Origin of the sequence: Pseudomonas sp. ACN5 (assembly GCF_002303975.1) — a bacterium.
Classification (GTDB): Bacteria; Pseudomonadota; Gammaproteobacteria; order Pseudomonadales; family Pseudomonadaceae; genus Aquipseudomonas; species Aquipseudomonas laurylsulfatiphila.
The window spans coordinates 66,095-93,074 of the sequence record NZ_MRCP01000012.1 but is presented as its reverse complement, the minus strand read 5'-3'; the positions used below and the strand labels follow the sequence as shown (position 1 = coordinate 93,074).

Annotated in this window: 22 protein-coding genes; 9 read left to right on the top strand and 13 right to left on the bottom strand. The window is 61.3% G+C overall.

Going from position 1 to position 26,980, the window contains the following annotated elements:
* Positions 1-12: 12 nt before the first annotated feature.
* Together BSF40_RS21715 and BSF40_RS21710 are read left to right on the top strand one after the other, a co-directional pair.
* The gene (locus BSF40_RS21715; RefSeq protein ID WP_095966679.1) at positions 13-1,749 is read left to right on the top strand and encodes a phosphoethanolamine transferase CptA; all 1,737 of its coding nucleotides are present in this window, start codon (positions 13-15) and stop codon (positions 1,747-1,749) included.
* Positions 1,750-1,902: 153 nt separating this feature from the next.
* Positions 1,903-2,112 carry a hypothetical protein gene (locus tag BSF40_RS21710; protein WP_095966678.1) on the top strand — a complete coding sequence of 70 codons (210 nt, stop codon included), beginning with the start codon at positions 1,903-1,905 and terminating at the stop codon, positions 2,110-2,112.
* Between the two features lie 715 nt (positions 2,113-2,827).
* Here BSF40_RS21710 and BSF40_RS21700 read toward each other — a convergent pair.
* From BSF40_RS21700 to zapE, 3 genes are all read right to left on the bottom strand, one after another.
* Positions 2,828-3,319 (bottom strand): GNAT family N-acetyltransferase, encoded by a 492-nt coding sequence (locus tag BSF40_RS21700; RefSeq protein ID WP_015094987.1) that lies wholly within the window; start codon positions 3,317-3,319, stop codon positions 2,828-2,830.
* 117 nt (positions 3,320-3,436) lie between these two features.
* A complete protein-coding gene (locus BSF40_RS21695; protein WP_095966677.1) occupies positions 3,437-4,018 on the bottom strand; it encodes a DinB family protein in 582 nt (193 codons plus the stop codon).
* Positions 4,019-4,033: 15 nt separating this feature from the next.
* On the bottom strand, positions 4,034-5,152 hold the full coding sequence (zapE, locus tag BSF40_RS21690) for a cell division protein ZapE (protein WP_095966676.1): 1,119 nt from the start codon (positions 5,150-5,152) through the stop codon (positions 4,034-4,036).
* 158 nt (positions 5,153-5,310) lie between these two features.
* Here zapE and BSF40_RS21685 point away from each other — a divergent pair, with 158 nt between their 5' ends.
* Positions 5,311-6,363 carry an aldo/keto reductase gene (locus BSF40_RS21685; protein ID WP_095966675.1) on the top strand — a complete coding sequence of 351 codons (1,053 nt, stop codon included), beginning with the start codon at positions 5,311-5,313 and terminating at the stop codon, positions 6,361-6,363.
* Between the two features lie 131 nt (positions 6,364-6,494).
* Here BSF40_RS21685 and speB read toward each other — a convergent pair whose 3' ends face one another.
* Together speB and BSF40_RS21670 are read right to left on the bottom strand one after the other, a co-directional pair.
* Positions 6,495-7,454, bottom strand: coding sequence for an agmatinase (speB, locus tag BSF40_RS21675; protein WP_095966674.1), 960 nt, complete (start codon positions 7,452-7,454; stop codon positions 6,495-6,497).
* A 17-nt stretch (positions 7,455-7,471) separates the two neighbouring features.
* Entirely contained in the window at positions 7,472-8,563 is a 1,092-nt protein-coding gene (locus BSF40_RS21670; protein WP_095966673.1) for a polyamine ABC transporter substrate-binding protein, read from the bottom strand.
* Between the two features lie 101 nt (positions 8,564-8,664).
* Between BSF40_RS21670 and BSF40_RS21665 the strand changes: the two genes are divergently transcribed.
* The 3 genes from BSF40_RS21665 to BSF40_RS21655 all read left to right on the top strand — a co-directional run bounded on the left by BSF40_RS21665 (position 8,665) and on the right by BSF40_RS21655 (position 11,981).
* On the top strand, positions 8,665-9,555 hold the full coding sequence (locus BSF40_RS21665) for a LysR family transcriptional regulator (RefSeq protein WP_095966672.1): 891 nt from the start codon (positions 8,665-8,667) through the stop codon (positions 9,553-9,555).
* 164 nt (positions 9,556-9,719) lie between these two features.
* Positions 9,720-10,826, top strand: coding sequence for an enoyl-CoA hydratase/isomerase family protein (locus BSF40_RS21660; RefSeq protein WP_095966671.1), 1,107 nt, complete (start codon positions 9,720-9,722; stop codon positions 10,824-10,826).
* 3 nt (positions 10,827-10,829) lie between these two features.
* Positions 10,830-11,981: an acyl-CoA dehydrogenase family protein gene (locus BSF40_RS21655; protein ID WP_095966670.1), complete on the top strand. Its 1,152-nt coding sequence runs from the start codon at positions 10,830-10,832 to the stop codon at positions 11,979-11,981.
* Between the two features lie 116 nt (positions 11,982-12,097).
* Here the strand turns inward: BSF40_RS21655 and BSF40_RS21650 are convergent, their stop codons facing one another.
* The 6 genes from BSF40_RS21650 to BSF40_RS21625 all read right to left on the bottom strand — a co-directional run bounded on the left by BSF40_RS21650 (position 12,098) and on the right by BSF40_RS21625 (position 18,971).
* On the bottom strand, positions 12,098-12,871 hold the full coding sequence (locus BSF40_RS21650; RefSeq protein ID WP_095966669.1) for an enoyl-CoA hydratase: 774 nt from the start codon (positions 12,869-12,871) through the stop codon (positions 12,098-12,100).
* Positions 12,872-12,996: 125 nt separating this feature from the next.
* Positions 12,997-14,124: an acyl-CoA dehydrogenase gene (locus tag BSF40_RS21645; protein ID WP_095966668.1), complete on the bottom strand. Its 1,128-nt coding sequence runs from the start codon at positions 14,122-14,124 to the stop codon at positions 12,997-12,999.
* Positions 14,125-14,265: 141 nt separating this feature from the next.
* On the bottom strand, positions 14,266-15,459 hold the full coding sequence (locus BSF40_RS21640; protein ID WP_095966667.1) for an acetyl-CoA C-acyltransferase: 1,194 nt from the start codon (positions 15,457-15,459) through the stop codon (positions 14,266-14,268).
* Between the two features lie 12 nt (positions 15,460-15,471).
* Complete coding sequence (locus BSF40_RS21635) at positions 15,472-16,233, bottom strand: SDR family NAD(P)-dependent oxidoreductase (protein ID WP_095966772.1); 762 nt, start codon at positions 16,231-16,233, stop codon at positions 15,472-15,474.
* A gap of 13 nt (positions 16,234-16,246) precedes the next feature.
* Positions 16,247-17,911, bottom strand: a complete 1,665-nt coding sequence (locus BSF40_RS21630) for an AMP-binding protein (RefSeq protein ID WP_095966666.1) — start codon at positions 17,909-17,911, stop codon at positions 16,247-16,249.
* 136 nt (positions 17,912-18,047) lie between these two features.
* Positions 18,048-18,971 (bottom strand): carbon-nitrogen hydrolase family protein, encoded by a 924-nt coding sequence (locus tag BSF40_RS21625; RefSeq protein ID WP_095966665.1) that lies wholly within the window; start codon positions 18,969-18,971, stop codon positions 18,048-18,050.
* 84 nt (positions 18,972-19,055) lie between these two features.
* Between BSF40_RS21625 and BSF40_RS21620 the strand changes: the two genes are divergently transcribed.
* Positions 19,056-19,964 carry a LysR family transcriptional regulator gene (locus BSF40_RS21620; RefSeq protein WP_095966664.1) on the top strand — a complete coding sequence of 303 codons (909 nt, stop codon included), beginning with the start codon at positions 19,056-19,058 and terminating at the stop codon, positions 19,962-19,964.
* A 9-nt stretch (positions 19,965-19,973) separates the two neighbouring features.
* Here BSF40_RS21620 and BSF40_RS21615 read toward each other — a convergent pair whose 3' ends face one another.
* Entirely contained in the window at positions 19,974-20,228 is a 255-nt protein-coding gene (locus tag BSF40_RS21615) for a hypothetical protein (RefSeq protein WP_007970091.1), read from the bottom strand.
* A 164-nt stretch (positions 20,229-20,392) separates the two neighbouring features.
* On the opposite strand from BSF40_RS21615, the gene BSF40_RS21610 reads away from it, so the two are divergent.
* A complete protein-coding gene (locus BSF40_RS21610) occupies positions 20,393-20,710 on the top strand; it encodes a YqjD family protein (RefSeq protein WP_015094973.1) in 318 nt (105 codons plus the stop codon).
* A 135-nt stretch (positions 20,711-20,845) separates the two neighbouring features.
* Here the strand turns inward: BSF40_RS21610 and BSF40_RS21605 are convergent, their stop codons facing one another.
* Complete coding sequence (locus BSF40_RS21605) at positions 20,846-21,886, bottom strand: Ldh family oxidoreductase (protein WP_015094972.1); 1,041 nt, start codon at positions 21,884-21,886, stop codon at positions 20,846-20,848.
* Positions 21,887-22,121: 235 nt separating this feature from the next.
* Between BSF40_RS21605 and BSF40_RS21600 the strand changes: the two genes are divergently transcribed.
* Positions 22,122-26,948, top strand: a complete 4,827-nt coding sequence (locus BSF40_RS21600; RefSeq protein WP_095966663.1) for a DUF6543 domain-containing protein — start codon at positions 22,122-22,124, stop codon at positions 26,946-26,948.
* Positions 26,949-26,980: the final 32 nt, after the last annotated feature.

Genomic DNA, 26,980 nt, shown 5'->3' with positions numbered 1-26,980 from the left:
CTGGAGCGCTGAATGTCTTTGTTCGAACGCAGCAAAACGACTGCGGCAGGTTTTGATTGGGCCGGATTCGTCTGGCTGTTTGTATTCTTCTGGTACTTTTCCGGCATTACCCAACTGTTGATCCAGCTGACGGGCACCTCCGGGTTTTCCGGATTCCGCCAGGCCTTCGTCATGAGCGCTATCTGGCTGGTGCCGATGCTGCTGTTCCCCAAACAGACCCGTGTCATGGCCGCCGTGATCGGCATCGTGCTGTGGGCGTGTTCCATGGCGAGCCTGGGCTACTTCTTCATTTACCAGCAGGAATTTTCCCAGAGCGTCATCTTCATCATGTTCGAGTCGAACGTGGCTGAAGCCGGCGAGTACATGACCCAGTACTTTGCCTGGTGGATGATCCCGGCGTTCCTGGCCCACACCGCATTTGCCTATTTCCTTTGGACTCGCCTGCGCCCGGTGTACCTGCCCCGTGGCAAGGCTATCGTGGCGGCGCTGGGCATTGTCGTAGCGGTGGTCGGTTATCCGCTGATCAAGCAAACCTTGCGCACCGGCAGTTTCGCCGAAGGCTTCGACAAGTTCGAAACCCGCATCGAGCCGGCGGTGCCATGGCAGATGGCCGTGGCCTATCACCGTTATCTGGAAACCCTGGCCGGCATGCAGGACATGCTCAACAGCGCCAGCAGGATTGCACCGCTGCACAACCTCAAGGACGCCATGGCCAACACGCCTGCGACCCTGGTGCTGGTGATCGGCGAGTCCACCAACCGTCAGCGCATGAGCCTGTACGGTTACCCACGGCAAACCACGCCGGAACTGGACAAGCTCAAGGATCAACTGGACGTTTTCGACAACGTCATCACCCCGCGCCCCTACACCATTGAAGCGCTGCAACAGGTCCTGACCTTCGCCGACGAAGAAAACCCGGACCTGTACCTGTCGACGCCATCGCTGGTCAGCATGATGAAACAGGCCGGTTACAAAACCTTCTGGATCACCAACCAGCAGACCATGACAAAGCGCAACACCATGCTCACGACCTTCTCCGAACAGGCCGACGAGCAGGTGTACCTGAACAACAACCGCAACCAGAACGCCGCGCAGTACGACGGCGACGTGATCGAGCCGTTCAACAAGGCCCTGGCCGACGGGGCACCGCGTAAACTCATCGTCGTGCATCTGCTCGGCACGCACATGAGCTACCAGTACCGCTACCCGTCGACCTTCGACAAGTTCCAGGACCGCAATGGCATTCCGGCCGGCGTACGTGACGATCAGGTGCCGACGTACAACAGCTATGACAACGCCGTGCTGTACAACGACTTCGTGGTGTCCAGCCTGATCAAGGACTACGCCAGAACCGATCCGAACGGCTTCCTGCTATACCTCTCCGACCATGGCGAAGACGTGTTCGATTCCGCAGGTCACAACACCTTGGGGCGTAACGAGAACAAGCCGACGGCACCGATGTACACCATTCCGTTCATGGCCTGGGCTTCACCGAAATGGCGGGCAAGCCATGACTGGAACCTCGCCGGCGATCTGTCGCGTCCTTACAGCAGCTCGCACCTGATCCACACCTGGGCCGATCTGGCAGGCCTGAGCTTCGACGAACTCGATCGCAGCAAGAGTCTGGTCAGCGACAGTTTCAAGCCCCGGCCATTGATGATCGGCAACCCCTATGAGCGCGAGCAGCGCGCGTTGATCGACTTCAGCCTGATGAAGCCGAAAACGTCACCCGCGGTCGTTCAGCAGTAATCCTTTCAGGGGCCGCTTGCGGCCCCTTTTTCATGGTAAGGCCAGCGGTGAAGTTAATTCCCATTTAAGCGAATCGGCGGATAATGCCATTTCGACACTGCTTCATTGATTCATGGACGAAAGGCATCCGACATCTTTAGTGGGAGGCATACCATGAAACGCACCGCCGCGATCCTCGCCGGCCTGATGGCGCTGGGTTCGACCAGCGCATTCGCCGAAGGTGGAGCCGAACGCATGCGCTATTACTTCGAAAGTCTGCGACTGACCCAGCAAGCAGCCCTCGGCCATCCGATCCAGAGCACCGAACTACGGGTGCCTGACGATCAAACCGCACAAATGACGGAAACCTACAGACCGAAATGATCCTCTGACTGCGGCTCTACAGTCGCAGAAGACCGTTTGGGCGTCCTGATGGATGCCCTTTTTTTGGGTTCTTCACGCATACCCGGAAAACTGTAGGAGCCAGCCTGCTGGCGATGGACTCAAGCGCGCCGCGTTCATCCGGTCCAAACGCGTAATCGTTAACGACCATCGCTGGCAAGCCAGCTCCCACAAAGGACCGTGCCCACGCTAAAACTATAGGAGCCAGCTTGCTGGCGATGGACTCAAGTGCGCCGCGTTTAACCAGCCCAAACGCGTAATCGTTAACGACCATCGCTGGCAAGCCAGCTCCCACAAGGGGCCAAGCCCACGCTGAAACTGTAGGAGCCAGCCTGCTGGCGATGGACTCAAGCGCGCCGCGTTCATCCGGTCCAAACGCGTAATCGTTAACGACCATCGCTGGCAGGCCAGCTCCCACAAGGGGCCATGCCCACGCTAAAACTGTAGGAGCCAGCTTGCTGGCGATGAACTCAAGTGCGCCGCGTTTAACCAGCCCAAACGCGTAATCGTTAACGACCATCGCTGGCAAGCCAGCTCCCACAAGGGGCCAAGCCCACGCTGAAACTGTAGGAGCCAGCCTGCTGGCGATGGACTCAAGCGCGCCGCGTTCATCCAGTCCAAACGCGTTATCGTTAACGACCATCGCTGGCAGGCCAGCTCCCACAAGGGAGTGCAACCAAAAAAACGCTCTGTCGAGTTAGAGGCTCTTGGTCCAGAACAGCATGCGTCCATGGGCCGGGTCGAACATGCCGGCGGCGAAACCGGCTTTTTCATACGAGCCCTGCGCCACTGCATTGCCTTCCAGCACTTCCAGGGTGAGCTTGCAGCAGCCACGCTGACGGGCGATGTCCTCGACCTTTTGCAGCATCTTCTGACTCAAGCCCAAGCCGCGAAATTTTTTCACCACCGACACGTCGTGCACATTGACCAACGGCCGGCAGGCAAAGGTCGAGAACCCCTCGAAGCAATTGACCAGCCCGGCCGGCTCGCCCCCGACAAAGGCCAGCACACTGAAAGCGTGGGGACGCCTGGCAAGCTCTGCCGGGAGTTGCTCCAGTACATGGGCCGGCAACGGCTGGCCGCCGCCCATCGGGTCCTCGGCGTAGTGGTTCAACACCAGACAAATAGCCTCGGCATGCACCGGATTGGTGTAGCTGGCCTGAAGCACAAGAATTTCTGCGGAGTCCATTTCCATCCTCGATCACACATGAAGTAGCCCCCAGCCTGTATTTCACGCTGAAGTACCGGCGGACCATAGCGCGAGCACCCGGGTATCTACAATCACCACCGCGCAATTCTTTGGCGTTCAAACGCCCCAGATCAATGCTTCCGTCCACCCCAGCTCGGCAAAATCCTCGGCCCGCAAGTGCGACTCGCCGGCGCAGAAAAACTCGTCGAGTTGCGGTGGCTTGACCGAAGTGCCGCTGAGCATGGCGTGAACCTGACCGCGATGATGGATCTGGTGTTCGAACAAATGGGACAGCAGGCGCAAACGGCTGTCGTGTTGCGGTGTGTCGCGGGCGATGGTCACGATTTTGCCAAGGCTGGCGTCGCGCAGCTGCTCGCAGTAAGCGATCAATCGGCGGTCGACATGGGCCTGTTCACGAACAAGGTCCGCCGCGATGAGGCAGGGTTCGTCTTCCTTGAAAAACACCCGGCAATCGGGATGCGGATCGTCGCCGCGCATTTCGCGCTCCAGCGCATCCACATAAAACCAGTCGCAAGTGAGGATGTGGTTGAGGGTTGCGCGGATGCTGGGGAAGAAGCTGACCCGGGCGGCGATCAACTCCTGCGGGCTCAACTGCCTCCAAGCCTTGGCCAGTCGGTGGTTGGCCCAGGCATTCTGATAAGCCATGGTCAGCAGGTGGTGCGACAGGGGCTGATTCATGTGTGCTGCTCCCGATCAGAGGTCGGCAAACCGTTGCAACTGCATTTCCTGCAATCGACTGAGGGTGCGGCGGAACGGGAATTCCAGATAACCCTCGGTATAAAGCGCTGCCATCGGCACTTGTGCCTCAAGGTACAGCGGCACCTTGCGGTCGTAGCACTCGTCCACCAGCGCGATGAAACGTCTTACGCCGTCGTCATGCACCGATAATTGTGGCAGCTCGCGGTCCCCCGCTTCCACCCGCTCGACACCGTCCTCGGTACCGCGGGCGATGCGCCCGGCACGTTTTTGCGCGCTGAGGTTGGGTACATCCCCCAACAGAATAGCGTCGTAGGTATCGCACAGGGCGATGAAATCCATGGCCGCGAAGGGTTGCTCGCACAGCGCGGCGTAGCGGGTCCAGAGCACGGTCGGGCTGGCCTTGACCACTTCCAGCGAGCGGTAACCGACCGGGACCGGCTCGCACGATGCCCACTGGCCGTCGCTCAACGTCTGGAACACCTCACCCAGCGCACCGGGCTTGCCTGGTTCAGCCACCCAATAGCGCTGCGAAACGGCCCCCGGATGCAGGCGATGGTCTTCTGCGCCATTCACCGCGATCACCTGCATGTGTTGCTTGATCGCGGCGATGGCGGGCATGAAACGGTCGCGATTGAAACCGTCGGCGTACAACTGGTCCGGCGGCAGGTTGGAGGTGCAGACCACCACCACACCCTGCTCGAACATCACCTGGAACAGGCGCCCGAGAATGATCGCGTCGCCGATGTCATTGACGAACAACTCGTCGAAACACAGCACGCGCACGGCTTCGGACAACTCGCGGGCCAACGCCTTGAGCGGGTCGGCGGTGCCGGTCAGTTGAAACGAACGCTGGTGCACCCAGCCCATGAAGTGGTGAAAGTGCTGGCGCCGCGCCGGTACTCGCAGGCTTTGGTAGAACTGGTCCATCAACCAGGTTTTACCCCGCCCCACCGGCCCCCACAGGTACACGCCGCAAACGGGAGAGCGGCCTTCATGCAGCGCTTCGTGGCATTTTTGCAGCGCCCACACGGCATGCTCCTGGGCCTCGTCCTGGACGAAGCCCTTTTGCTCGATCGCGTGCTGCCAGGCGCTTAAGGGGGATTCGAAAGTCATGGGCGGCAGTATGCCATTGCGCAGTGATGGCGTGACCGGCGATCGGCGGTTTTGTGCTGGAAAGAAATGCACCTTGACGACTTAAATGATTAGCATCATATTTTATACATGTCATGCATCATTTATAAATCCTGCCGTCATCCCTCTGGAGCTATCCCATGCATTACAAAGTATTCGGTCGTAAAACCGGCTTGAGAGTGTCCGAACTGGCCCTGGGCGCCGGCAATTTCGGTACCGGCTGGGGCCATGGTGCCGAGCGTGACGAAGCCAGGCGCATTTTTGATGGTTACCTGGAAGCCGGCGGCAACTTCATCGATACCGCCAATGGTTATCAGGGCGGGCAGTCCGAGGCCATGCTCAGCGAATTCATCAATAGCGAACGGGATAGCCTGGTCATCGCCACCAAATACACCCTGGGGACTACACCGGCGGCCGGTATTTCCCACACGGGCAACAGCCGCAAGAACATGGTGCGCGCCGTCGAAGAGAGCCTGAAACGGCTGAAGACCGATCACATCGACCTGTTCTGGGCCCACATGAGCGACGGCGTCACCCCCATGGAAGAGATCCTGCGCGGTTTCGACGACCTGGTCAGTGCCGGCAAGATCCACTATGCCGGGCTGTCGAACTTCCCCGCGTGGCGCATCGCCCGCGCCGACCTGCTGGCTGAAGTCCGTGGTTTTGCGCCGATCGCTGCGATCCAGGTCGAGTACAGCCTCGCCGAACGCACCGCCGAGCGCGAGCAACTGCCGATGGCCGAAGCCCTTGGCCTGGCCGCGACGCTGTGGTCGCCGCTGGGTGGTGGCTTCCTGACCGGTAAATATCGCAACAGCGAAGGCGACAACCGCGCGAACAAGCTCGGCGTGCTGATTCATGCTGAAAAAAGCGCCCGCGAAACCGCCCTGCTCGACACCTTGATCGACGTCGCCGCCGAACTCGACGCCAGCCCGACCCACGTGGCGATTGCCTGGTTGCGAGAAAAGGCCAGCCGCTCGACCACGGCGCTGATTCCGATCCTGGGTTCGCGGACACGTGAACAACTGGACGCCACGTTGGGCGCGCTGAATGTGCAGTTGAGTGCTGAGCAGGTGGCACGGCTGGACGGTGTCAGCGAGGTGGCCCAAGGCGTGCCGCACGAATCCATTGCCGGTTCGTTCGCGCGGTTCAGTGGTGGTCAGGTCCTCGACCTGCCAATCGTTCCAGTCGCCTGACACCAATCCAAACTGTGGGAGCGGCGGTGCGGCGATCCGACTTGCTCGCGAAGGCGTCGTATCAGTCGACATGGTTGTTGAATGACACACCGCTTTCGCGAGCAAGCCCGCTCCCACATTTCGACCCTGTACTACTTATCGACCTTATGCCTGGCCGCATACAGACACAACATCTCCATCGCCAGCGTCGCGGCCGCCAGTGAGGTGATCTCCGCACTGTCATAGGCCGGCGCCACTTCCACCACGTCCATGCCCACCAGATTGATCCCGCGTAATCCGCCGAGGATCTCCAGCGCCTGCACCGTGCTCAAGCCGCCGCATACTGGCGTTCCAGTGCCAGGCGCGAACGCCGGATCTAGGCAGTCGATGTCAAACGTCAGGTACACCGGGTTGTCGCCGACCCGCGCGCGAATCGCCTCGACAATCGCTTCGCAGCCACGGCGATGCACTTGCCGTGCGTCCAGCACTTGAAAGCCCTGATGATCGTCATTGGTGGTGCGCAAACCGATTTGCACCGAGCGCGACGGGTCGACCAGCCCTTCCCTGGCTGCGTGCCAGAACATGGTGCCGTGGTCGATGCGCTTGCCCTCTTCGTCCGGCCAGGTGTCGCTGTGGGCGTCGAAGTGGATCAGCGACAATGCCCCGTGCTTGCGGGCATGGGCCTTGAGCAGCGGATAAGTGATGAAGTGGTCGCCGCCAAAGGTCAGCATGGCCGTGCCGGCGTTGAGGATGTGCTCGGCGTGGGCCTCGATGCATTCCGGCGTCGATTGCGGCGAACCGTAATCGAATTTGCAATCGCCAAAATCGATCACCGCCAGATGGTCGAACGGATCGAAGGCCCACGGCCAGTGCCGTTCCCAGGCGATCCCGGCGGAGGCGGCGCGAATGCCCCGTGGTCCGAAGCGTGCGCCGGGGCGGTTGCTGGTGGCGGTGTCGAACGGCACACCGCTGACCGCCACGTCGACCCCGCGCAAGTCACGACTGTAGCGGCGACGCATGAAACTGGTGATACCGGCGTAAGTGCTTTCGGCGGCCGTGCCATAGAGGCTGTCACGGGTAAGGGCTTGATCGTTCTGCATCGGGACGTCCATTGAAGGCTCCTTTATTGTTATTGGCGACTACGGAAAGTGGTCCACAGGCGGGTGCGCTGACGCAGGTCCTTGAGGTTCATGCTGCGATCGGCGTACAGCCGCTCACGTACATCAGCCAGGGGGTAGATGTCCGGATCGGTGCGCACCGCTTCATCCACCAGCCGCGTGGCGGCCTGGTTCGCCGTGGCGAAGAACAGGGTGTTGGTCAGTGCCGCCACGGACTCGGGGCGCAACATGAACTCGATAAAGGCACGGGCGGCTTCGGGGTGCGGCGCGTCCATGGGAATCGCCAGGTTGTCCTGCCAGACGAGGGTGCCCTCCCTGGGAATCCGGTAGGCAATTTCATAGGGTTTGCTGGCCTTGCGTGCCTGGTCGGCGGCCATGCTCGCGTCTCCGTTGTAGGTCAATGCCAGGCACACGCTGCCATTGGCCAGGTCGCTGATCTGCCGCCCGGTGGCGACGTACAGCACGTTAGGCTGCAGCTGATGCAACAATGCCTCGGCGGCTGACAGATCGTTCTTGTCGGTGCTGTAGGGATCTTTACCCAGGTAATGCAGAGCGAGCCCGATCACCTCCTGGGGCGAATCGAGAATGGCGATGCCGCAATCCTTCAACTTGCTCGCGTACTCGGGCTTGAACAGCAGATCCAGGCTGTTGAGCGGTACGTCCGGCAAGCGCTGCTTGAGCGCCTCGACGTTCATGCCCAAACCCAGGGTGCCCCAGGTATAAGGCACACCGTAGCGGTTGCCGGGATCGACGGCGGCGAGCTTTTCCAGCAAATCCGGATCGAGGTTGGCGTAACCCTTGAGGCCTTCGTGGGGAATCGGTTTCAACGCCCCGGCCGCAAGCCCCCGCGCCAGTACGCTGGAGGACGGCACCACCACGTCATAACCGCTGCCGCCGGTGAGCAATTTGGTCTCCAGTACTTCCGAAGAGTCAAAGGTGTCGTAGCGCACATGGATGCCGGTTTCCTCCTCGAACCGTTGCAGGGTTTCGGGGGCGACGTAATCGGCCCAACTGTACAGATTGACCACCTTGTCCTCGGCCTGGGCCGATGCGGCCATGGCAAGGAATAACGCGGGTAAACACAGCTTGAACATGGGAGCCATGACGAACACCTGACCGGAGGAAGTGGTTGCAGGATGCGTCGTCGGTTACATTGGTGAAATATCAAGTTAATTAACCTGACTTTATGACGGAGTAATGTTTGATGCTCGGCCAACTGCATGATCTGGACCTGCACCTGTTGCGTCTGTTTGTCAGCGTGGTGGAGTGCGGCGGATTCAGCGCCGCCCAGGGCCAGCTGGGGTTGAGCCAGTCGAGCATCAGCCAGCAGATGGCCAAGCTGGAAACCCGCCTCGGCTATCGACTGTGCAGTCGCGGTAAAGGCGGGTTCAGGCTCACGCCCAAGGGCGAACAACTCCTCAGCGCGACCCGTGGCTTGTTCCAGTCCATCGAAGCCTTCCGCCATCAATCCAACGGCGTAGCCGGGCGCTTGATCGGCGAAGTGCGCCTGGGCCTGTCCGAGGCGCTGGATCAATCGGTGCTGCAGCGGGTGGCCGAGGCGATCCGGCGTTTTCGTGAACGGGACGAATCGGTGCGCATCGAGCTGATCAGCGCCATGCCCGGCGAGATGGAGCGCTTGCTGCTGCAACAGCGGCTGGACCTGGCCATCGGCTACTTCTCGCAGGTGCAAAGCGCGTTTGACTACCGCGAACTGTTCATTGAAACCCAGCACCTGTATTGCGCTCCCGGCCATCCGCTGTTCACCAACGCAAACCCGGACGATCAGGACCTGCAGGCCAGCGACCGGGTTGGTCACCCCTACCGTTTCCTGCGCAGTGACGAGCCCTTTCAGGGCGAGCGGTGTTCGGCCCGTTCGGAACAGGTCGAAGGCACCCTCGCCTTCATCCTGTCCGGCAAGCATATCGGTTATCTGCCCAGCCACTTTGCCCGCACCTGGGAAGACAAGGGATTGCTGCGGTCGGTGCGCAGCGACATGAGTTTCGACGTCGCGTTTCACCTGGCCCGGCACCGGGCGCAGGTGGCCGGGGATGCGCAGAAGGCCTTCGAAGAGGATCTGCTCGCGGCGTTTGTCTGAATCCACCGTGGTCTACGCTGTAACAATGCCGGACATCTACATGCAAAAATGCACAGATGACCTGCACTTATCCGGCTTGTACACGGCAAATTTGCACTGTTACGATCCGCCATCGCTCGCGCGCGAGCATCTCGATAAAGAACAATAAAAGCAGGGAGTTAGTGATGACTGCTCAGGTTACATCGAATGGGCCGCTGTCCATGGATGCCATGCAAAACGAAGTGCTGGCCGAGGTTCGCAACCACATCGGTCACCTGACCCTCAACCGCCCCGCCGGCCTCAATGCCCTGACCCTGGACATGGTGCGCAACCTGCACCGCCAGCTCGACGCCTGGGCCCACGACCCGCAAGTGTATGCCGTGGTCCTGCGCGGTGCCGGCGAAAAAGCCTTCTGCGCCGGCGGCGACATTCGTTCGCTGCATGACAGCTTCAAAAGCGGCGACACCCTGCACGAAGATTTCTTCGTCGAGGAATACGCCCTTGACCTGGCGATCCACCATTACCGCAAACCGGTGCTGGCCCTGATGGACGGTTTTGTCCTCGGCGGCGGCATGGGCCTGGTGCAAGGCGCGGACCTGCGGGTGGTCACCGAGAAAAGCCGCCTGGCCATGCCGGAAGTCGGTATCGGCTATTTCCCCGACGTCGGCGGCAGCTACTTCCTGCCGCGCATCCCCGGTGAACTGGGGATTTACCTGGGCGTCAGCGGCGTGCAGATTCGCGCCGCCGATGCGCTGTATTGCGGCCTGGCCGACTGGTACCTCGAAAGCGACAAACTGGGCACGCTGGACGAAAAACTCGACCAGCTCGAATGGCACGACACACCACTCAAGGATCTGCAAAGCTTGCTGGCAAAACTCGGCGTGCAGCAACTGCCTGATGCGCCACTGGCGACTTTGCGCCCGGCCATCGACCACTTCTTCGCCCAACCCGACGTGCCGAGTATTGTGGAGCAACTGCGCCAGGTCTCGGTCGCCGACAGCCATGCGTGGGCCGTCACCACCGCCGACCTGCTGGAAACCCGTTCGCCGCTGGCCATGGGCGTCACCCTGGAAATGCTCCGTCGCGGACGCGAACTGCCCCTTGAACAATGTTTCGCCCTTGAGCTGCACCTGGACCGCCAGTGGTTCGAGCGCGGTGACCTGATCGAAGGCGTGCGCGCCTTGCTGATCGACAAAGACAAGACACCACGCTGGAACCCGCCCACCCTCCAGGCGCTGGACGCCGAACACGTGGCGAGTTTCTTCAGCGGATTTGACCGGAACGAGGGCTGAGCCATGCACGATATCGAATTGAGCGAAGAGCAAGTGATGATCCGCGACATGGCCCGGGATTTTGCCCGTGGCGAAATCGCGCCCCATGCCCAGGCCTGGGAAAAGGCCGGCTGGATCGATGACGGTCTGGTGGCGAAGATGGGTGAGCTGGGCCTGCTGGGCATGGTGGTCCCCGAGGAATGGGGTGGCACCTATGTCGACTACGTGGCCTATGCACTGGCGGTAGAAGAGATTTCCGCCGGCGACGGCGCTACCGGCGCTTTCATGAGCATCCACAACTCCGTGGGCTGCGGGCCGGTGCTCAACTACGGCAGCGAAGAACAGAAACAGACCTGGCTGGCGGACCTGGCCAGCGGAAAGGTCATTGGCTGCTTCTGCCTGACCGAACCCCAGGCCGGTTCCGAAGCGCACAACCTGCGCACCCGCGCCGAACTGCGCAACGGCCAATGGGTGATCAACGGCGCCAAGCAATTCGTCAGCAACGGCAAGCGCGCCAAGCTGGCGATTGTATTTGCCGTGACCGATCCGGACCTGGGCAAACGTGGCATCTCGGCGTTCCTGGTACCGACCGATACCGCCGGTTTTATCGTTGACCGCACTGAACACAAAATGGGTATCCGCGCGTCCGACACCTGCGCCGTCACCCTGAACAACTGCGCCATCCCCGAAGCCAATCTGCTGGGTGAACGCGGCAAAGGCCTGGCCATCGCCCTGTCCAACCTCGAAGGCGGCCGCATCGGCATCGCCGCCCAGGCGCTGGGCATCGCCCGCGCGGCGTTCGAAGCGGCGCTGGCCTATTCCCGTGACCGGGTGCAATTTGGCAAGACGATCAATGAGCACCAGAGCATCGCCAACCTGCTGGCCGACATGCACATGCAACTGAACGCCGCACGGTTGATGATCCTGCACGCTGCGCGCCTGCGCACAGCTGGAAAGCCCTGCCTGTCGGAGGCATCACAGGCCAAGCTGTTTGCGTCGGAAATGGCGGAAAAGGTCTGTTCGTCCGCGATTCAGATTCATGGCGGGTACGGGTATCTGGAAGACTACCCGGTGGAGAAGTACTACCGGGATGCGCGGATCACGCAGATCTACGAAGGCTCGAGCGAGATTCAGCGGATGGTGATTGCCCGTGAACTGAAGAACTATCTGGTTTGACCCGGTAAAAATCAAAAGCTTCGCGAGCAAGCCCGCTCCCACACTGGATCCCGGCGTTTATGAGATCCCTTTGTGGGAGCGGGCTTGCTCGCGAAGGCGTCAGCAAATACGCCGCATTACTTACCGACGAACTGCGCCTCACGCTTGGCAATGAACGCCGCCATGCCTTCCTTCTGATCCTGCGTCGCAAACGCCGCATGGAACACCCGACGCTCAAAGCGCACGCCTTCGGACAGGCTCACTTCAAAGGCACGGTTGACGCTTTCCTTGACCATCATCGCAATCGGCAGCGACTTTTTGGCGATCAACGCCGCGACTTTCAGCGCTTCGTCCAGCAGCTCATCGCTTGGCACGATCCGCGCCACGATGCCGCAACGCTCCGCTTCCACGGCATCGATCAAACGCCCGCTCAGGCACATTTCCATGGCCTTGGCCTTGCCCACAGCGCGGGTCAGGCGTTGGGTGCCGCCCATGCCCGGCAACACGCCCAGGTTGATTTCCGGCTGGCCGAATCTGGCGTTGTCGCCGGCCAGGATGAAGTCGCACATCAGCGCCAGCTCACAACCGCCACCCAGGGCAAAGCCGTTGACTGCCGCGATGATCGGCTTGCGGCGGTTGGCGACGCGGTCGCTGTCGCTGAACAGGTCGTCGAGGTAGATCTGCGGGTAGGTCAGCTCGGCCATTTCCTTGATGTCGGCACCCGCGGCAAACGCCTTTTTCGAACCGGTCAGGACGATACAGCCGATGTTCGCATCCGCCTCGAAACCATCGAGGGCCTGGTTCAGTTCGCTGACGATCTGCGCGTTCAACGCGTTCAACGCCTGAGGGCGGTTGAGGGTGATCAGGCCAACGCGGCCGTGGGTTTCCAGCAAAATCGTTTCGTAGCTCATAAACAACTCCTGTTTCACATAAGGCCAGATCCCTTGTAGGAGCTGCCGCAGGCTGCGATCTTTTGATCTTTAAAATCAACGTCAAAAGATCGCAGCCTGCGGCAACTCCTACAGGGGTCTGCTTTTTATAGGTTGCGCGAGATGACCATGCGCTGAATGTCGCTGGTGCCTTCGTAGATCTGGCACACCCGCACGTCGCGGTAGATTCGCTCCAGCGGGAAGTCGTTGAGGTAACCATAACCGCCGAGGGTTTGCAGCGCCGAGGAGCATACCTTCTCGGCCATTTCCGAGGCGAACAACTTGGCCATCGATGCCTCGACCAGGGCCGGCTTGCCGCTGTCGCGCAGGGCCGCGGCGTAGTGCACCATTTGCCGCGCCACGGCGATCTGGGTGGCCATGTCCGCCAGGCGGAACGCCACGGCCTGATGCTCGATGATCGGCTTGCCGAAACTCTCGCGCTCACGGGCGTAGTCGCGAGCCGCTTCAAACGCGGCACGGGCCATGCCCACCGATTGCGAGGCGATGCCGACGCGGCCACCTTCCAGGTTGGCCAGGGCGATCCTGTAGCCTTCGCCCTCCTCGCCCAAACGGTTGGCCACCGGCACCTTCACGTCTTCGAAGAGGATCTGGCAGGTGTCGGAGGCGTGCTGGCCGAGTTTGTCCTCGATCCGCGCGACTTTATAGCCCGGCGAATCGGTCGGTACGATAAACGCGCTGATGCCACGTTTGCCGGCGTTCGGATCGGTCACCGCAAACACAATCACTACCCCGGCATTCTGCCCGGAGGTGATGAACTGCTTGCAGCCGTTGAGCACGTAGTGGTCGCCTTCCAGACGCGCACGGGTTTTCAGGCCGCTGGCGTCGGAACCCGCCTGGGGCTCGGTCAGGGCAAAAGCGCCGAGCATCGCGCCGCTGGCCAACGGCTTGAGGAAGCGCTCCTTCTGCTCGTCGTTGCCGTAGTTGAGGATCGGCACACAACCCACGGAGTTGTGCACGCTCATGATGGTCGAACAGGCGCCATCGCCGGCGGCGATTTCTTCCAGCGCCATGGCGTAGGCCAGGTAACCGGTGTCGCATCCGCCCCACTGCTCCGGCACCAGCATGCCGAAGAAGCCCAGCCCGGCCATCTCGCCGATGGCTTCCTTGGGGAAGCGGTGTTCGCGGTCCCACTCGGCGGCGAAGGGTTTGAGCCGTTCCTGGGCAAAGTCCCGGGCCATGTCGCGGATTTGTTGTTGGTCGTCATTGGGGATCATGGTGAATCCTTGAATCTGGTTACGACGCAGAACCCTGTGGGAGCGGGCTTGCTCGCGAAGAGGCCGTGTCAGTCGACATCATCGTCGGATGACACACCGCTTTCGCGAGCAAGCCCGCTCCCACATGGGATAGCGTCAGGTTCAGTACAGGCATTCCACGGCCATCGCCGTCGCTTCACCGCCACCGATGCAGATCGCCGCGACGCCGCGCTTCAGGCCTTTCTGGCGCAGGGCCGACAGCAAGGTCACGAGAATCCGCGCGCCAGACGCCCCGATCGGGTGGCCCAAGGCACAAGCTCCGCCGTGCACATTGAGTTTCTCGTGAGGGATTTCCAGATGGGTCATCGCGGCCATGCCAACCACGGCGAAGGCTTCGTTGACTTCCACCAGATCGACGTCATTGATCGACCAGCCGGTTTTCTTCATCAGCTTCTTGATCGCACCAATCGGCGCCACCGGGAACAGGCCCGGGGTGTCGGCGAACGCGGCGTGGCCATGGATCACCGCCAGCGGCTTCAGGCCTTGTTTCTGTGCCTGGGACTGGCGCATCAGCACCAATGCCGCCGCACCGTCGGAGATCGAGCTGGAGTTGGCCGCCGTCACCGTACCGCCTTCACGGAACGCCGGTTTCAACGAAGCGATCTTGTCCAGCTTGGCTTTTGGCGGTTGCTCGTCGTTGCTGATCACCACTTGCTCTTTGCCGACCGTCACGGTCAGCGGGACGATTTCGGCCTTGAAGCTGCCGTCCTTGATCGCCTGTTGCGCACGGGTGGTCGAGGCGATGGCGAACGCGTCCTGAGCTTCCCGGCTGAAGCTGTTGGTTTCGGCGCAGTCTTCGGCGAAGGTGCCCATCAGGCGGCCCTTGTCGTAGGCGTCTTCGAGGCCGTCCAGGAACATCGAGTCCTGCACCCGGCCATGGCCCATGCGGTAGCCGGCACGGGCACGGTCCAGCAGGTAAGGCGCGTTGGACATGCTTTCCATGCCACCGGCGACCACCACGTCGGCACTGCCAGCCACCAGCATGTCGTGGGCCAGAATCGCCGCTTCCATGCCCGAACCGCACATCTTGTTCAGGGTGGTGCAGCGGGTCGATTTATCCAGCCCGGCACCCAGTGCCGCCTGGCGCGCAGGGGCCTGGCCAAGGCCAGCCGGCAGTACGCAGCCAAACAGCACTTCGTCGATGCCGTCACTGGAAACGCCGGCACGTTCAACGGCGGCCTTGATAGCGGCGGCACCCAGTTGCGGCGCGGTCAGGCTTTTCAGTTCGCCCTGGAATCCACCCATGGGGGTGCGGACGGCGCTGACGATTACAATCGGATCGTTGGACATTGTCATGACAAATCCTCCTTATTTGGCGGCCATGCGCAAGGCACCGTCGAGACGAATCACCTCGCCGTTGAGCATGCTGTTTTCAATAATATGCCTGACCAGCCCGGCATACTCGCCCGGTTTGCCCAAACGCGGCGGGAATGGCACGCCAGCGGCCAGAGAATCGCGGACTTCCTGGGTCATGCCAGCCATCATCGGCGTCTCGAAAATGCCCGGTGCAATGGTCATTACACGGATGCCGAAGCGCGCCAGTTCACGGGCCGCCGGCAATGTCAGGCTGACGATGGCCCCTTTGGACGCCGAGTAGGCCGCCTGACCGATCTGACCGTCGTATGCCGCGGCAGACGCAGTGTTGATGATCACGCCGCGTTCGCCATCGGCATCCGCTTCGGTTTGCGCAATCGCCGCTGCCGCAAGGCGCAGCATGTTGAAGCTGCCGATCAGGTTGACGTTGATCACCTGGCTGAAACTGGACAGCAAGTGCGGACCGTTCTTGCCGAGAATCTTCTCGCCACGCACGATGCCGGCGCAATTGACCAGACCATTGAGGCCGCCAAAGGCTTCGACCGTCGCCTGCACGGCCGCTTCGGCCGCCGCTTCGTTGCTGATGTCCGCCACCACGCTGTGCGCGCCAAGGCGCTGGGCCTGGGCTGCAACGGCCTCGGCATTCATGTCCACCAGCATCACTTTCGCGCCTGCGGCGACCAGCACCTCGGCCGTCGCTGCGCCGAGGCCGGAAGCACCACCGGTGACGATAAAAATCTTGTTCTGGATCTGCATCATTGTTTCCCTTTCAAGCTGGAAGGTTCTTCGCCGCAGCCTCTTGAGCCTTGGCGATTTCCTGGTTGCGCAAGATAAAGCGCTGCAATTTGCCGCTTGGGGTTTTCGGCAACTCGCTGACAAATTCGATTTCACGGGGGTAGGAATGCGCCGCCAGGCGCTTGCGCACGTGCTGGCGCAGCTCTTCGGCCAACGCAGGTTCTGCGCGGTATTGCGCGCTGAGCACGACGAACGCCTTGACCAGTTCGGTGCGCTCCGGATCGGGTTTGCCAACCACGGCGGCCTCGACCACAGCCGGGTGTTCGATCAGCGCACTTTCCACGTCGAACGGGCCGACCCGGTAGCCGGAGGTGGTGATCACGTCATCGCTGCGACCGACGAAGCTGATGCTGCCGTCCGGGTTCCACTCGACGGTGTCGCCACTCAAGTAGTAGTTGCCGACAAAGGCCTTGGTCGGCCCGCCTTCGTAGCCGGCGAACCAGCACATCGGCGACTGGCTGCGGTCGATGGCCAGGATGCCGGGCTGGCCAACGCCGAGTTCCTTGTATTCGTCATCGAGGACCGCAATGCGGTGGCCCGGCGAGGTAAAACCGGCGGCGCCCATGTGAATCGGGTGTTCAAGGCCATGGTGGTTGCACAGCACCATGCCCAACTCGGTCTGGCCGTAGTGGTCGTGGATGACCACGCCGAGGTTGTCGGCGAACCAGCGGATCACTTCCGGGTTCAGCGGCTCGCCGGCGCTGCTGACGATGCGCAGCTTGCCCTTGATCGACCTGGCGAACTCATCGCCGCCGGCAATCAGCAAACGGTAGGCCGTCGGGGAGCCCGCGAGGTTGGTAATCCCGTACTTGTTGATCACCCGGCAGGTACTTTCGAGGGTGAACGGGCCATCGTAAAAGGTGATTGGATGCCCCATCGACATGGGCCCGGTGACACCGTAGTAAATGCCGTAGGCCCAACCCGGATCGGCGAGGTTCCAGAAGGCGTCTTCCGGGCGCAGGTCAACCGCGTCGCGGATGTAGCTCTGGAACGCAACGATGGCCTTGAGCGGCACCGACAGCGCTTTCGACGGGCCGGTGGTGCCCGAGGTGAACATCATCAGGAACGGATCTTCGCCAGTCAGCAGCACGGGTTCGCAGTGGGAAGAATAGTTGGCCAGTTCGGCCCAGAAACTGCAATCGCCACCCACCAGGCCCTGCCCTTTGGGGCCGGTGACGGTAACGATGGTCGGGCAGTCGGCGACCTCGGTAAGTTTTGGCCGGTTCACCGCATCGGTCACCACCACTTTGGCGCCAGAGCAGCTCAGGCGGTGCTCGATGGCTTTGGGGCCGAACGCGGTGAACAGCGGTTGATACACCGCGCCGATGCGCCAGGCGGCGAACACGGTGATCAGCAATTCGATGTTGCGTGGCAGCAGGCCGGCGACCTTGTCACCCTTCTTCACGCCCTGGGCCAACAGGTAATTGGCGAAACGCGCGGCCTTGTCCTGCAAATCAGTGAAGGTGTAGGTCGCACTGGCGCCGTCGCGCCCCTCCCAGAACAGCGCGATGCGACCCGGCAAGGCATGCCGGTCACAGCATTCGACACAGGCGTTGAGTGCCGTCAGATCGCCTGCGAGTGTGGCGTCGACGGTGTGCTGATAGTTGAACTGATCTGTAACAGACAAGTAATCGCGCATTGCCAGAATCCCTTTGTGTTTCTTATTAGGTTGGGGGGAACCGTAATCAACAGGGAAATACTCGCTCTGCCAGGGGTGGCGGGCAATGGTCAAAGTTATCAAGTTGCCTGACTGGTTTGGCCAAAGCCCTAAGGCATCAGGAAGTGAAGCGCACCCCCGGTTTAGCGCGCTCGTCCACGGTCAGATCGAACACATCCGGGCGAGCGTAGTGACCGACCACGTCATAGTCGTAGCGGGCGCGCACCAGGTCGTCAGTATCGATCTGCGCGGTCAGAAGACCAGCGCCATCTCGCATCGGTCCGGCGAGGATGTCGCCCATGGGTCCTACGATCACGCTGCCGCCGGCGATCAACGGCCGATCCGCCGGCCAGTTGGCGATGTCCAGTCCCAGGGCGTGGGGCGATGCCTGGACCTGACAGGCGCTGACCACGAAACAACGCCCCTCATGGGCGATGTGGCGCATGCTGACCTGCCACATCTCCCGTTCGTCCACGGTCGGCGCGCACCACACCTCCACGCCCTTGGCGTACATCGCCGTGCGCAGCAGCGGCATCATGTTTTCCCAGCACACCACCGCACCGATGCGCCCGACCTGGCTGTCGATCACCGGCAGCGTCGAACCATCGCCCTTGCCCCAGATCAGCCGTTCGGTCCCGGTGGGCATCAGTTTGCGGTGTTTGGCCACCAGCCCGGCCTGCGGATCAAAGTACAAGGCGGTGCAGTACAAGGTGCTGCCGGCGCGCTCGATGACGCCGATCACCAGATTCGCCCCGGTGCGTGCGGACAGCGCCGCCAGCGCCTCGGTTTCCGCGCCGGGCACGTCGATGGCGTTGGCAAAATAGCGCGCAAAGGCTTCGCGCCCTTCCGGCAGCCGATAACCGAGCTGCGTGCCAAAGCCCTCGCCTTTGGGATAACCACCCAGCAGCGCTTCCGGCATGACCACCAGCGCGGCGCCGGATTCGATGATCGCATGTTCATAGGACAGGATCTGTTCCAGGGTGTCGGCCTTGCCACCGGGCAAGGCGCCAATCTGCAAGGCCGCAACGATTGATTTGGGCATCACGAAAACTCCATTCGCATCAGGGATTGCTCATTCTCCGGCGCCACGTGATCATCAATAAAGACCGATTCACTGCTGAATGATATGAACCAAATGAATATCACCAACATCGACCTCAATCTGCTCAAAGTCTTCGAAGCGCTGCACGAAGAGTCCAGCGCCAGCCGGGCCGCCTTGCGCCTGGGGGTGACGCAATCGGCGGTTAGCGCGGCCTTGCGCCGGTTACGCGAGGTGTATGGCGATCAACTGTTCGTACGCACCGGACGCGGCCTGGCGCCCTCGCTCAAGGCCAATCAGCTCAAGCCAGTGGTCAGCGAGGCCCTGAACAAATGCCGGCAGAGCCTGGCGATGGTCGATCCGGCTGCGCAGCAGTACGAAGGTCGCTCGGTCACCGTAGGAATGTCGGACGATTTCGAAATTGCCTACGGTCGACGACTTATCGAGGAAATCGCCCGGAGCGCGCCGCGGTTGCGGCTGATTTTCCGCCAGACCCACAGCCAGATCGTTGCCCAGGCGTTGATGGAGCGCAGCATTGACCTGGCGATCACCGCGGGCGGGTTTGCCGAGCGGCTGCTCAGCCGCCAGGTGCTGGGAGAAGGTGGTTATTTGTGCCTGGCGGACCCGTCGAGCCTGGTCGAGGGCCAGCACAGCATCGGTCTTGAGGAGTTTGTGGCCCGCGAGCACATTCTGGTGTCTTCCGGCGGTTTTATCGGGATTACCGATGAAGGATTGGCGGCGCTGGGCCTGAGTCGGCGGGTGTGCGCCTCGACCACGCATTTTGCCGCGCTGCCGCATTTGCTCAAGGGCAGCCAGGCCGTGGCGACCATTCCGGCCCATGCCGCCCGAAGCATCGCGACGCTCAGCGGCCTGGCACTGCTGCCCTGCCCTTTGGCCTTGCCGCGCTACCCGATCGAACTGGGCTGGCGCACCAGCACCCAGCTTGACCCGGTCGTGTTGAAGGTGCGCGAGGCGATTGTCGCGAGTTTCGCCTGACAGCCGATGTTATTTGTTGGCCGCCATCAGGCGATTGACTTCGCTGCGCACCATGTTGGCGTATTCCGGGGGCGACATGCCGTCCAGTTCGGCGCGTACCCATTCGGCCCACTTGCCTTTGCGCTTGGCCCGTTCACCAAACAACCGTGCGGCCTCGCCCTTGGCTTTGCCCAGGTTGTTTTGCCAGAGTTCGAACAGACGGGATTTCTCGTCTTCAAGCGCAGCGCGCTCGGCGAGGGGTTTGTCGGCCAGATTGAAGCTCATGGGAATTTCCTGCTGCGTAAAATTGGCGACATCTTACACTGTAGGGCGAAATGTCCTGCGCCGGTTTTTCAGCAAGATGACCTTCCCGGGCAAAATAGCTGCAACTTTTCCGACGGCCGCAGACTCCATTGTTCACTGTCCACTTACCCGCAAGGAGTACTTCAATGGCCCGCAAAACCGCCGCGCAAGCTGCCGAAGATCAAATCAAGGATCAAGCGTTCAGCGAACTTCAATCGTTGATCGAAGAGTCGGAAAAACTGCTGAAAAGCAGCGCCTCACTGGTCGGGGAAGAAGCGGACACCCTTCGCGGACAAATCGCCCTGAAACTCCAGCAGGCCAGGGATTCGGTGACCAGCGTGCGCAACCGCACCCTGCCCGCGGTCGAGGCCACTGAAACCTATATCGGCGGGCATCCATGGCAAACCGTGGCGATTTCCGCCGGGTTTGGTCTGGTGGTGGGGTTGTTGCTGGGGCGTCGGTAACCACAGACACACACTGAACCCTGTGGGAGCGGGCTTGCTCGCGAAGGCGGTGTGTCAGCAACTTGGATATTGGCTGACACGACGTCTTCGCGAGCAAGCCCGCTCCCACAGGTTCTATCGCACCTGCCGAGAGGATCAATCCCCCGCCAGCTCCCGCAGGTTCGCCAGCGTCCGGGCATCCAGTTCAATGCCATTGGCCAGCGACCTGGCGCGCTGAAGATGACGCCGGTCACCCGGCAAACGCTTCAGGCCGACACCGTGCATTTGCCGCACCAGTTCCTGGCTGCGTTCGGCAAAACTTTGCCCCGCGGCCTTGTCCGGATCAATCACGATCAGCAATTGGCCCGTCCAGGGCGTCTTGGCGCCTGGGTGGTTGTTCCAGTCGAACTCGAAGGAAAAATTGCCGCCGGTCAGTGCCGCCGCGAGCAACTCGACCATCATCGACAACGCCGAGCCCTTGTGTCCGCCAAAAGGCAGCAACGCGCCGCCCTCAAGAATCGCTTTCGGGTCGGTCGTCGGCTGGCCGAGGCTGTCCACACCCATCCCTTGCGGCAAGCGTTCACCCTGGCGTGCGGCAATTTGCACGTCGCCATGGGCAATGGCACTGGTGGCGAGGTCAAAGACAATCGGTTCGCCGCCAGCCCGTGGCGCGGCGAAGGCAATCGGATTGGTACCGAACAGTGGTCGGTCGGCACCGTGGGGCACCACGCAGGTCATGCTGTTGACCACGCTCAACGCTACCAGCCCTTCATACGCGAAGGGTTCGACATCTGGCCACAAGGCCGCGAAATGGTGCGAATTACGGATCGCCAGCACTGCAATGCCGGCACTTCGGGCTTTCTGCACCAGTAATTCGCGTGCCGCCGCCAGGGCCGGTTGCGCAAAACCGTTATTGGCGTCGACCCGCACAAACCCCGAAGCCACATCTTCGACCACCGGAACGGCCTGGCCATTGACCCAGCCGCTTTGCAGCGTCGAAACATAACCCGGGATCCGGAACACCCCGTGACTGTGGGCGCCATCGCGCTCGGCACCGGCGCAGTTTTGCGCCAGCACCCTGGCAACCTCGGCGGAGGTGCCATGACGCAGAAAAATCTTTTCCAGCAAAGCGCTCAGCGCTTCGAGTGACAGGTGTGACGAGACGGCAGTAGAGGCGTGATCGTGTGGCGCAGACATCTGAAGCTCCAGAATGATTATTGGAGGGAACAACAGCGTACAAAGACCCGCCGATTAACAACGCGCGACGAGCGACCTGTCAACCTTTCGCTCAGGGGGCGATGAGGTATATCCGTGTCACCAATGCCCACGCCCCGTGCGTTATCTATTTACCACCTGCGTCAACGCACTGGCTTTTAGTCTCGATGCTCAACCCACAGGCGCCCTTGAGTGGCACCTTGAGCGAGACTCGACGATGTCTACACCCGTAACTCCGCTGTTTTTCCCCGAAGCACTGACGTTGCCCGGTCTCTGGCGAGAGCTGGGCCAAACCCACGGGCTGACGCAAAAGGATTTCGAATGGTTGCGCCACATCGAACTGGCCAGCCAGGTACTGCGCGATGAGCAGACGCCGCCCATGCTGGCGAAAAAAATCCTTTTGAAGGTCCCTGGCCAGGAACCCCTGGCGCTGGCCGGCAGTTTTTTGCTGACCGCGACACCGGATGACAACGGCGTGATTCTCTACACCCCGTACGCCGGTATACAGAAACTCGCCAGCCGCTCGGTCCTGACCGAACATCTGGCAGCACAACTCAAAGCAGCCGACGAAGACGATGAACTGCTGGCCCTCATGGCGCTGTCACAACGCAAGACGGTGGTGGCTGCCGACGATATCGGGCTGGAATATCAGACCATTGAGGGCGACGTGTTCGAGGACCAGCGCACCACCCTTTCCCGCCATCAACAACTCAACGACCAGGCCCTGCTCGATGAACTCAAGGCGCTACCGTCCCTGACGTCGCTGCTCGATGCTTTGCTGGCTGAACAACTGACCGCGTCTTTTCCCGGCGTGGATCAGAGCCAGACCCGGGTGAATTTCTATCTGGCAGCGACTGCAGGGAACGAGGACGCAAGTCATCCGGCGCGACCTTGGGTCAATTCCCTGTCGCTGAGTGACGCCGTGCTCCTGCACTATCGCCATCAGCGTTGGCCATCCGGGCAGACCCATGAATTTTCCCACCCGAAAAAGTCCCCGGCAAACGCAGACCAGGGACACTGGGAAACGGCGGTCACGACTGTCTCGCGCAAACTGCTCAGCCTGCTGATCGGGCAGCTCGAACAATACTGGAACGCGGCAAGCGCCAATGGCCCCTCGCGTCGCGCACTCTTCGGCCGGGCCATCGCCGATCAGGCGCGCGTGCAACTGCTGCTCAAGCGCGAAGCCGGGATCATCACTGCGGAGCAAAGCCAGGACCTGCACGCGTTGATCTCGACGGCCAGCCGGACGAACACATCGATGACGGTCGAAACCGTGCGCCTGTGGGAGTACCAGGCCAACTATGTTGAGTTGGCCGGTTCACTGATGGTCAGCGCCAGTCATGGGTTTCTCTACACGCCCACCGAAGGTTTGCAGGTGCTCAAGGACTATCAGGACTTGCGCGATACCGTGCGGAGCAAGTTCGGCGCGGCCGGTCACGAGGACGAACTCTATGGCCTGCTGAGCCTGGACGAACGCCAGCGATTCATTGGTTTTGACCGGCCGAATGTGACCGGGGAAGCGATCTCCGGCGCGATCTTCAGCAAGCTCTTCGACGCCATCGTCACCAAGCAACTGCAGAACACGGAATACAGCCTGCAGGTGTTCCGCCACAGTGACGGTGCCGTCGACATCCACGCCCTGTTCGACAAGGCGCTGGATATCCGTTCGATGATCAACGAGCGGCTGCTGAAGCTGGAGACTGACGGACGCTGGAGCACGCGGCCGGTGTTGTCTGGCGACCAGCATCCGTCCATGGTGCTGGCCGATACGGCGGCAGCGTTCGTCAAGAGCTTCAGTGACATCGAAACGCTGATCAACGCCGACTTCGCCGCACAACCGATCGCTTCACTGGCGCTGCAGCGGGTCTACCTGGAAAACCTGCAGCCACGCCTGGCCCATGCACTTTCCGTCGGCATCCGCGGCGAGGCAAGCCTGCGCACCCTCAGCGCGACATTGACGGATGCGGACCGGGCCATCGTCGATACAGTGTTCAACCCGGATCAGGCCGAAAGACATAACCGTCGCTCGTTGAAGGGCTTCCGACCCGATGCCTATTCACTGACCCTTGAGTGCTCCGGTGTGCGGGATGTCCTGCCGCTGGCCCATTGCCTGCTCCTGACCGAGCGCGGCGGACTCGATCCCTCGCATTCCGGCCGAACGATTCTGTGGACGCCCGCCGAGGGGCTGGAGGTGTTTGACAACATCAGCCGTGCCAGGCAAGAACTGAACCGGCGCCTGCTCGACCCGCAACAACGCATGGCGCTACTGGAAAACCTCACCCCGAGCCAACGCCAATTCCACCAACGCTACTCACTGGGTGCGCTGCGGCTGATCGAGGGGTCAGTACTGGAGCAGGTCGCACGCTCATCCATCGATCACTTTCTGGCTCGCTGCGAACACGCGCGCAGCCTGGAACTGAGCGACACGAAGCAGAAAAAGGCGCTGAAAGCGCTGACCACCGCCGGGATCAACACCCATTTGCGCAGAGCCACCTCGATCGCCCGGGCGATCACCCTGCAACAGTCACTGCCCACATGGCTTGGCATGGCCCCGCTTGAAGATCAGCGGCTGCACGTTGAACTGCTGGAGCAATACCGCAACAGCGTCGAGGAGGACAAAGACTACCTGCACGGGATCACTCCCCTCAGGTCGTATGTGCATGAACGGCTGACGACGTTGCTCGGCAATCGCTTCCCGGCCATTACGCTGGACCCCGACGATATTCAAATCATCCCCGACCTCAACCTGACCGGTCCCGCCCGCAGCCTTACCGAGTTCGCCCTGAACCATGTCAATGCCGCGCAAGGCTCCGGATTCCAGGTTTCCCCGACAACCTCCCAGGCGCTGCCCGAGGGGCTGGACCAGGCCGCGGTCCGTCAACTGCTGCAGTCATTGAACATTGTGCAAAGCTACGCAGCACAGGTAACGCAGACATTGTCCAGTGCAACGGCCGATGCTCAAAGCCGGATGCAGCGCTTCGTCAAGCAACTGCCCTGGCAACTGCTGCAACACGCCCACGAGCTGAAGCTGTTGCAAAGGCTATCCGGCTGCGCGTTCGATTTGCTTCGACAGGTGCTCGACATGCCGGACGCCACGGCCCGGGCAGCCGTGCAGGGAGCACACGCGATTGCCCGACCTCTGGAGCTGATCAAGACCACCGGCGCCGCCGCGGTCAAAGCGTTGGGCCTGTACCTGGTGAGCCCCGGCAACGCAAAGGCCGGGCCGCAGGTCCTGTATGCCCCTTACCACCCTGGCGGCTCGCCTTTTATCGAATTCGACACTGAGGCCAGCGTTGTCTCGGCGCTGAACACACCGGGGCCCTTGCAGGACATGTTGCTACGGCGCCTGCCGGACAGCGAGCAGTCCGCCTTCCGCAACCTGTTCAGCTCGACCGTTGGGCAATCGAGTGAGATCACCCTCGGGTCCAACCCCATCGACGGCAACTTGCTCACCCAGCTGTTCCACGACAACACCCGACTGCTGTCGCAAATGCTTGGCAGCCAGTTACACACGGCAAGCCAGGCGGACTGGGAGGCCGTCAAACATCTGTTCGGCGCCAACATCCACCGCATACTTGGCCTGTTGCCGGGCAAACTCGCTTATGCGCAGTTTCTCTGGAACGCCTACAAGGATGCCCTCAACTCCGCAGAAGCCCTGCAGGATCATCACTGGAAAGTTGCGCTGGAGGAGTTCATCGCCGGTGCGGCGCAACTCATCTCATTGGGCAGGCTGTCGCTCGAAGGATGGACCGACACGGCCCAGGCAACCCAGGAAAACCCTGGCGCACCGATCGCCACACCGATCATCGCGCCAAAGTGGTCCGAGATCGATTCGACGGCACCGCTGCGCACACGGCTGCAACCGTTCGAAACCACGGTCGAACTCAAGAACCTGATGAAAAACAGCGCTGACGGCACCTACCTCGATGCGGCGAGCAAAAAAACCTACGCCCCCATCGCCGGTAAGGTCTACGGCGTAGACAAGACCGGGCCGGCCTGGCGAATGATCAAGGACAAGGAACAAGGCCCCGTATTGCTGACGGCGCCAGACAAGCAACTGGTGATCGACCCGGACATCCATACGGTGCACTTCGGCAAGGCCATGTCGACAATGCACAACCAGTTGGCCCATGCCCATGTCGCCAGGGAGGTGCTGAACATCGAGGCCCGGGGGATGGAAGACATTCGCGCCAGGCATCCCGAAAAAGCCCGAATGATCGTGCAGGCCATCGACATGGCGCGCTATTACGCGTTCAACAGCTTGCACAACATGGCGCAACTGCGCACATTCGTCCCCGGTACCCGGCTGGACACCTTCCTCAAAGGTTTCTTTGGTGTCGACCAGGTCAACGCAGCGCTGCTCGACAAGATCAAGGACGCCATCCTCCCCATCTGCAACGCGCTGGTCGACCCTGATGAAGACTGGATGAACTCCCATCGTTTTGTCGTGGGTTCAAACCGGGCCCCGCAGGACAACCTCATCGCGTTTGTCCTGGACAAGGACCGACAGCGCCACGTGCATTTCACCGAAAGGTTCTTCGATCAACAACTCGACTGGTACAAATCCTGTCTGACCGAGCCCTTCAACGTCGACGGCCACAGCCAGGCCGCCACGCTGATACACGAATTCGCTCACCTGTTTTCCGCGGCCGTGGACATTGCATACCTTGAAGCCCGGCGCCCTTTCAGCGACCTGGTAGCGCCGATCACGGCCTACGGTGAAGCCATGAAACAGTCCCAACTGAAATTCCAGCGCGAAGCCTTGTCGCTGAATACGCCGAAGGAGGAACTGTTTGCGCGTTGGAACAGCAGCCTGCAATCGTGGATCAGCCTGGATTCGATCCCGGAGTCTTATCACGTCGGCAAGGCCATTCTGAGGTTAACGGGCAGCAGGACCATGGAGAGGGCAAGGGATGCATTCCTGGACGGGCAAAATGCGAACTTCAGGGCTGACGTCATTTTGCACAATGCCGATTCGCTCGCGTTCCTGATCTGCGAAATGGGCCGGCAACTGGACCCGGTGCCGGTCACACCGGCCTCTTGAACCTGATTCTGACATCACAAAGCGCAGATCCC

What these genes read in the sequence shown, in the direction of transcription:
- BSF40_RS21655 (WP_095966670.1), top strand. Translation starts at nt 10,830, where the DNA reads ATGCACGATATCGAATTGAGCGAAGAGCAAGTGATGATCCGCGACATG.
- BSF40_RS21615 (WP_007970091.1), bottom strand. Translation starts at nt 20,228, where the DNA reads ATGAGCTTCAATCTGGCCGACAAACCCCTCGCCGAGCGCGCTGCGCTT.
- BSF40_RS21715 (WP_095966679.1), top strand. Translation starts at nt 13, where the DNA reads ATGTCTTTGTTCGAACGCAGCAAAACGACTGCGGCAGGTTTTGATTGG.
- BSF40_RS21645 (WP_095966668.1), bottom strand. Translation starts at nt 14,124, where the DNA reads ATGATCCCCAATGACGACCAACAACAAATCCGCGACATGGCCCGGGAC.
- speB (WP_095966674.1), bottom strand. Translation starts at nt 7,454, where the DNA reads ATGGACGTCCCGATGCAGAACGATCAAGCCCTTACCCGTGACAGCCTC.
- BSF40_RS21635 (WP_095966772.1), bottom strand. Translation starts at nt 16,233, where the DNA reads ATGCAGATCCAGAACAAGATTTTTATCGTCACCGGTGGTGCTTCCGGC.
- BSF40_RS21695 (WP_095966677.1), bottom strand. Translation starts at nt 4,018, where the DNA reads ATGAATCAGCCCCTGTCGCACCACCTGCTGACCATGGCTTATCAGAAT.
- BSF40_RS21630 (WP_095966666.1), bottom strand. Translation starts at nt 17,911, where the DNA reads ATGCGCGATTACTTGTCTGTTACAGATCAGTTCAACTATCAGCACACC.
- BSF40_RS21710 (WP_095966678.1), top strand. Translation starts at nt 1,903, where the DNA reads ATGAAACGCACCGCCGCGATCCTCGCCGGCCTGATGGCGCTGGGTTCG.
- BSF40_RS21620 (WP_095966664.1), top strand. Translation starts at nt 19,056, where the DNA reads ATGAACCAAATGAATATCACCAACATCGACCTCAATCTGCTCAAAGTC.
- BSF40_RS21700 (WP_015094987.1), bottom strand. Translation starts at nt 3,319, where the DNA reads ATGGACTCCGCAGAAATTCTTGTGCTTCAGGCCAGCTACACCAATCCG.
- BSF40_RS21610 (WP_015094973.1), top strand. Translation starts at nt 20,393, where the DNA reads ATGGCCCGCAAAACCGCCGCGCAAGCTGCCGAAGATCAAATCAAGGAT.
- BSF40_RS21660 (WP_095966671.1), top strand. Translation starts at nt 9,720, where the DNA reads ATGACTGCTCAGGTTACATCGAATGGGCCGCTGTCCATGGATGCCATG.
- BSF40_RS21665 (WP_095966672.1), top strand. Translation starts at nt 8,665, where the DNA reads ATGCTCGGCCAACTGCATGATCTGGACCTGCACCTGTTGCGTCTGTTT.
- BSF40_RS21650 (WP_095966669.1), bottom strand. Translation starts at nt 12,871, where the DNA reads ATGAGCTACGAAACGATTTTGCTGGAAACCCACGGCCGCGTTGGCCTG.
- BSF40_RS21670 (WP_095966673.1), bottom strand. Translation starts at nt 8,563, where the DNA reads ATGGCTCCCATGTTCAAGCTGTGTTTACCCGCGTTATTCCTTGCCATG.
- zapE (WP_095966676.1), bottom strand. Translation starts at nt 5,152, where the DNA reads ATGACTTTCGAATCCCCCTTAAGCGCCTGGCAGCACGCGATCGAGCAA.
- BSF40_RS21685 (WP_095966675.1), top strand. Translation starts at nt 5,311, where the DNA reads ATGCATTACAAAGTATTCGGTCGTAAAACCGGCTTGAGAGTGTCCGAA.
- BSF40_RS21600 (WP_095966663.1), top strand. Translation starts at nt 22,122, where the DNA reads ATGTCTACACCCGTAACTCCGCTGTTTTTCCCCGAAGCACTGACGTTG.
- BSF40_RS21605 (WP_015094972.1), bottom strand. Translation starts at nt 21,886, where the DNA reads ATGTCTGCGCCACACGATCACGCCTCTACTGCCGTCTCGTCACACCTG.
- BSF40_RS21640 (WP_095966667.1), bottom strand. Translation starts at nt 15,459, where the DNA reads ATGACAATGTCCAACGATCCGATTGTAATCGTCAGCGCCGTCCGCACC.
- BSF40_RS21625 (WP_095966665.1), bottom strand. Translation starts at nt 18,971, where the DNA reads ATGCCCAAATCAATCGTTGCGGCCTTGCAGATTGGCGCCTTGCCCGGT.